The organism is Streptomyces sp. NPDC050743, from assembly GCF_044456925.1.
Classification (GTDB): Bacteria; Actinomycetota; Actinomycetes; order Streptomycetales; family Streptomycetaceae; genus Streptomyces.
On record NZ_JBITGJ010000256.1, the window covers coordinates 1 to 3,923 of the forward strand.

Sequence of the window (3,923 nt, forward strand, 5' to 3'; positions counted from 1 at the left end):
GGGGCCTTACGTCTGCCCGGAGTTGGGAGTACACCACGAGACTCCCGGAGGCGATCACCCTCAGCGACCGTCGGTTACCGGGAAAGGCTCACTGAGCGGCGGCTGGCTCATGGACAAGCGTTCCGCGGCGCGGCCGAAATGCTTCTCGTCGGCCACGACCAGAAACTGCTCCAGCAGGCGCTTGGTCAGCTGAATATCATTAATCATATCGCCCACTCCTCAAACATATATTGGACACGCCAGGGCTGAGAGGTGTCCACTGAGTCGCGGGCACTCAGCAGACAGCGCCCTTCCCCCAGAAAAATCTGATGCGGGAGAGGTCCGCACATCTTCGCGGACAGCACCGGCCACCCACCCCCGGCTGAATGGCGCGAATCCTCTCCCTGGAGGCTTTGATGCAGAAGCAGGATGTCGCCCGGCTCTTCACCACCCCCGTGGACGCCCCCGCCTACGCGCCCACCCGGTACCGGTTCACCAACCGCGAATACCTGAACATCTTCTACCGCACCGACCCCGAGGCGCTGCGCCGGCTCGTACCCGAGCCGCTGACGGTCACGGACCCGATCGTGCGTTTCGAGATGATGCGGATGCCCGACACCACCGGGCTGGGCGACTACACCGAGGCCGGCCAGCTCATCACCGTGGAGCACGAGGGTGAGGCGGGCGAGTTCAACCTCGCCATGTACGTCGACAGCGTCCCGGCGATCTCCACCGGCCGTGAGTACAGCGCGTACCCGAAGAAGGGCGGCTCCCCCACCCTCTACGTCGACTCCGACACGCTCGTCGGCACGCTCGACTACGGCACGCTGCGCGTGGCCACCGCCACCATGGGCTACAAGCACCACGCCATGGACCTCGACGAGGCCCGCGCGGAGATCTGCTCGCCCAACTTCATGGTCAAGACGGTTCCGAACTACGACGGCACCCCCCGCATCTGCGAGCTGGTCCGCACCGAGATCACCGACGTCACCGTCAAGAGCGCCTTCACCGGCCCCGCCCGCCTGGAGCTCTTCGCCCACGTGATGGCCCCGATGGCGGACCTGCCGGTCCTCGAAATCGTCCGCGCCAGCCACATCGTCACCGACCTGACCCTCAGCCCGGTCGAGCCCGTCTACGACTACCTGGCCGCCTGATCCGGTAGCGGACCTCAGAGTCGTCTTCTTCCACCACCAGCAACCGAGACGACTTTCCCCCTGTTCGCCGAGAAAGGCCCGAACTATGACCCCCACTTCTGAGCCCGTTCTGGACTCCTACAAGCGTGCCGCGATCATCGGCGGCGGCGTGATCGGTATCTCCTGGGCCGGTCTCTTCCTCGCCCGCGGCATCGACGTCGTCATCAACGACCCGCGCCCCGACATCGAGGACCTCGTCCTGGCGGGCCTGGAGGAGATCACCCCGGCCCTGGCCGAGCTGGGGCTGCCCACCGAGAACTTGACCGCCGGGCTCTCCTTCGAGGCCGACCTGGGCAAGGCCGTCGCCGACGTCGACATCGTCCAGGAGAACGGCCCCGAGCGGCTGGAGCTCAAGCAGCAGATCTGGCAGACCGTCGAGCAGCACGCTCCGGCGCACGCGCTGCTGGCCACCTCGACCTCCAGCATCCCGGCCAGCGCCGTGGCCGTGGCGCTGGAGCAGCCCGAGCGCCTCGTCGTGGGCCACCCCTTCAACCCGCCGCACCTGGTGCCGCTGGTGGAGATCGTGCCCGGCGAGAAGACCTCCGAGGCCACGGTGGAGCAGGCCAGGGCCTTCTACGCCGCGCTCGGCAAGAAGCCGCAGGTCCTGCGCAAGGAGGTGCCCGGCTTCGTCGCCAACCGCCTGCAGTCCGCGATCTTCCGCGAGTGCGTGCACCTCGTCGCCGAGGGCGTGGTGACCGAGCAGGAGCTCGACGACATCGTCACCTCCTCCATCGGCATGCGCTGGGCGGTGGCCGGCCCGTTCCGCACCTTCCACCTCGGTGGCGGTCCCGGCGGTCTGCCGCACTTCATCGAGCACCTCGGCAGTGCCATGGAGGCCAACATGTGGCCGATCCTGGGCAACCCCACCTTCGACGAGGCCACCGTCGCCAAGCTCGTCGAGCAGGCGAACGAGGCCTTCGGTAACGGCACCGTCGAAGAGCTCGCCGCCGAGCGCGACCGCGCGCAGATCGCGCTGATGCGCGCGCTGGGCTCGACGCCGGACGCCAGCACCACCCGCGCCTGATCACCCCCACCGCACCCCACCTGAGAAACGAAGAGATCATGTCCATCGCTCAGAAGTCCCTCATTGACAAGATCAGCAGGGCGATCGCCAACCCGGCCACGGACGACACGTTCGACATCCACGCCGAGACCAACGAGGTCCTCGCGGGGATCGGCCTCAAGCCCGGCGACACCGGCGGCCACATCACGTTCGAGGGCGCGGACCCGGTCGTACCGAGCACCCTGCGCCTGGGCGCGGCCTCCGGTATCTCGCTGGTCGCCAAGTCCGCCGCCATCGCCGCGCTGTGGAAGGACCGCACCGGCCGCGGCCAGGACATCCACATGGACATCCGCAAGGGCCCGCACCGCCTGTGCCCCTTCTACGAGGGCAAGTGGGAGCTGCTCAACGGCTACCCCAGCGGCACCCCGTCGATCATCAACATGGCCTACGCCAACAACTTCTACCGCAGCGCGGACGGACGTTGGATGATGCCGTTCAACATCTACCCCAACATCAAGGTCGCCGCCCAGCGGCTGCTCGGCGCCGGTGACGTACCCGAGCACGTCGCGGCCGCGATCTCGAAGTGGAACGCCCGCGAGCTGGAGCAGGCCGGCGCCGAGGCCGGCTGCGTCATGCCGATGGTGCGCACGCCCCAGGAGCTCTTGCAGGAGGAGCAGTACAAGCAGGTCCTATCCAGGCTGCCGCTGGTGGAGATCACCCGCATCGGTGACAGCGACCCCGAGCCGCTGCCCGCCAACCCGATCGCCCCGTTCGACGGCGTGCGCGCATTGGGCATGGGCCACATCATCGCCGGCGCCGGCGCCGGCCGCGCCATGGCCCTGCACGGCGCCGACGTGCTGAACCTGTGGCGTCCCTACGAGCTCGAGCACGACGTCACCTACAACACGACCAGCGTCGGTGTGCGCTCCGCCACGGTGAACCCGTACACCAAGGAGGGCCTGGCCCGCATCCACCAGCTCCAGTCCGAGGCCGACGTCTTCTACGCCAACCGCCGCCCCGGCTTCCTGGACCGCATCGGCCTGTCCGAGGAAGAGGCCATCGAGCGCCGCCCCGGCGCGATTTACGCCACCGTCTCGCTGAACGGCAAGACCGGTCCGTGGAAGGACTACCTCGGCTTCGACCAGACCGCCGGCGCTCTCACCGGCCTGCTGCACCTGGAGGGCGACGGCGACGAGCCGGCCCTGCCGCCCATCACCGTCGTCAACGACTACCTCCTCTCCTGGTTCATGACCGCCGGTATCGCCGAGGCCCTGCGCCGCCGCGCCAAGGACGGCGGCAGCTACCGCGTCCACGTCGTGCTGTCCCGCGTCGCCCTGTGGATCCTGTCCATGGGCATCTTCGACCAGGACTACGCCAAGCAGATCGCGGGCACCGGCGAGCTGCACGCCTACCCGGACCCGGAGCTCTTCACCGCCGAGACCCCCCTCGGCCACTACCAGGGCATCACCGACCAGGTACGCATGTCGGACACTCCGGGCTCCTACCGGCAGATCCTCGTCCCGCGCGGCTCGCAGCGCCCGGAGTGGCTGCCCACCGCCTGACCGTCTGTCTCTGACAGTCCGTTCGCCCGCGCGGAACCCCTGACGGGCCGACCGGGCCGGCTGCCCTGGGAAACCGGTGCCGAATCCTCCCGCGCCGTCGGCGCTGATGTGCGTCAAGCGGGCGATGCGGTCGGCGCCGAGTTGGTCGAAGAACCGGTGCAGGACGTCCTTGCCGTGTCCGTCGGC

The 3,923-nt window shown here is 68.5% G+C and carries 3 protein-coding genes and 1 pseudogene; 3 read left to right on the forward strand and 1 reads right to left on the reverse strand.

Translation table 11 applies throughout. The annotated features are described in order from the left end of the window. Positions 1-87 precede the first annotated feature (87 nt). Positions 88-207: pseudogene (locus ACIBJF_RS52525) on the reverse strand (LysR family transcriptional regulator); the annotation flags it as partial. Positions 208-395: 188 nt separating this feature from the next. Here ACIBJF_RS52525 and ACIBJF_RS52530 point away from each other — a divergent pair. The 3 genes from ACIBJF_RS52530 to ACIBJF_RS52540 all read left to right on the forward strand — a co-directional run bounded on the left by ACIBJF_RS52530 (position 396) and on the right by ACIBJF_RS52540 (position 3,737). Then, entirely contained in the window at positions 396-1,133 is a 738-nt protein-coding gene (locus ACIBJF_RS52530; RefSeq protein ID WP_399184979.1) for an acetoacetate decarboxylase, read from the forward strand. An 85-nt stretch (positions 1,134-1,218) separates the two neighbouring features. Further along, the gene (locus ACIBJF_RS52535; RefSeq protein ID WP_399184980.1) at positions 1,219-2,196 is read left to right on the forward strand and encodes a 3-hydroxyacyl-CoA dehydrogenase family protein; all 978 of its coding nucleotides are present in this window, start codon (positions 1,219-1,221) and stop codon (positions 2,194-2,196) included. A gap of 38 nt (positions 2,197-2,234) precedes the next feature. Next, positions 2,235-3,737, forward strand: coding sequence for a CoA transferase (locus tag ACIBJF_RS52540; protein WP_399184982.1), 1,503 nt, complete (start codon positions 2,235-2,237; stop codon positions 3,735-3,737). Positions 3,738-3,923: the final 186 nt, after the last annotated feature.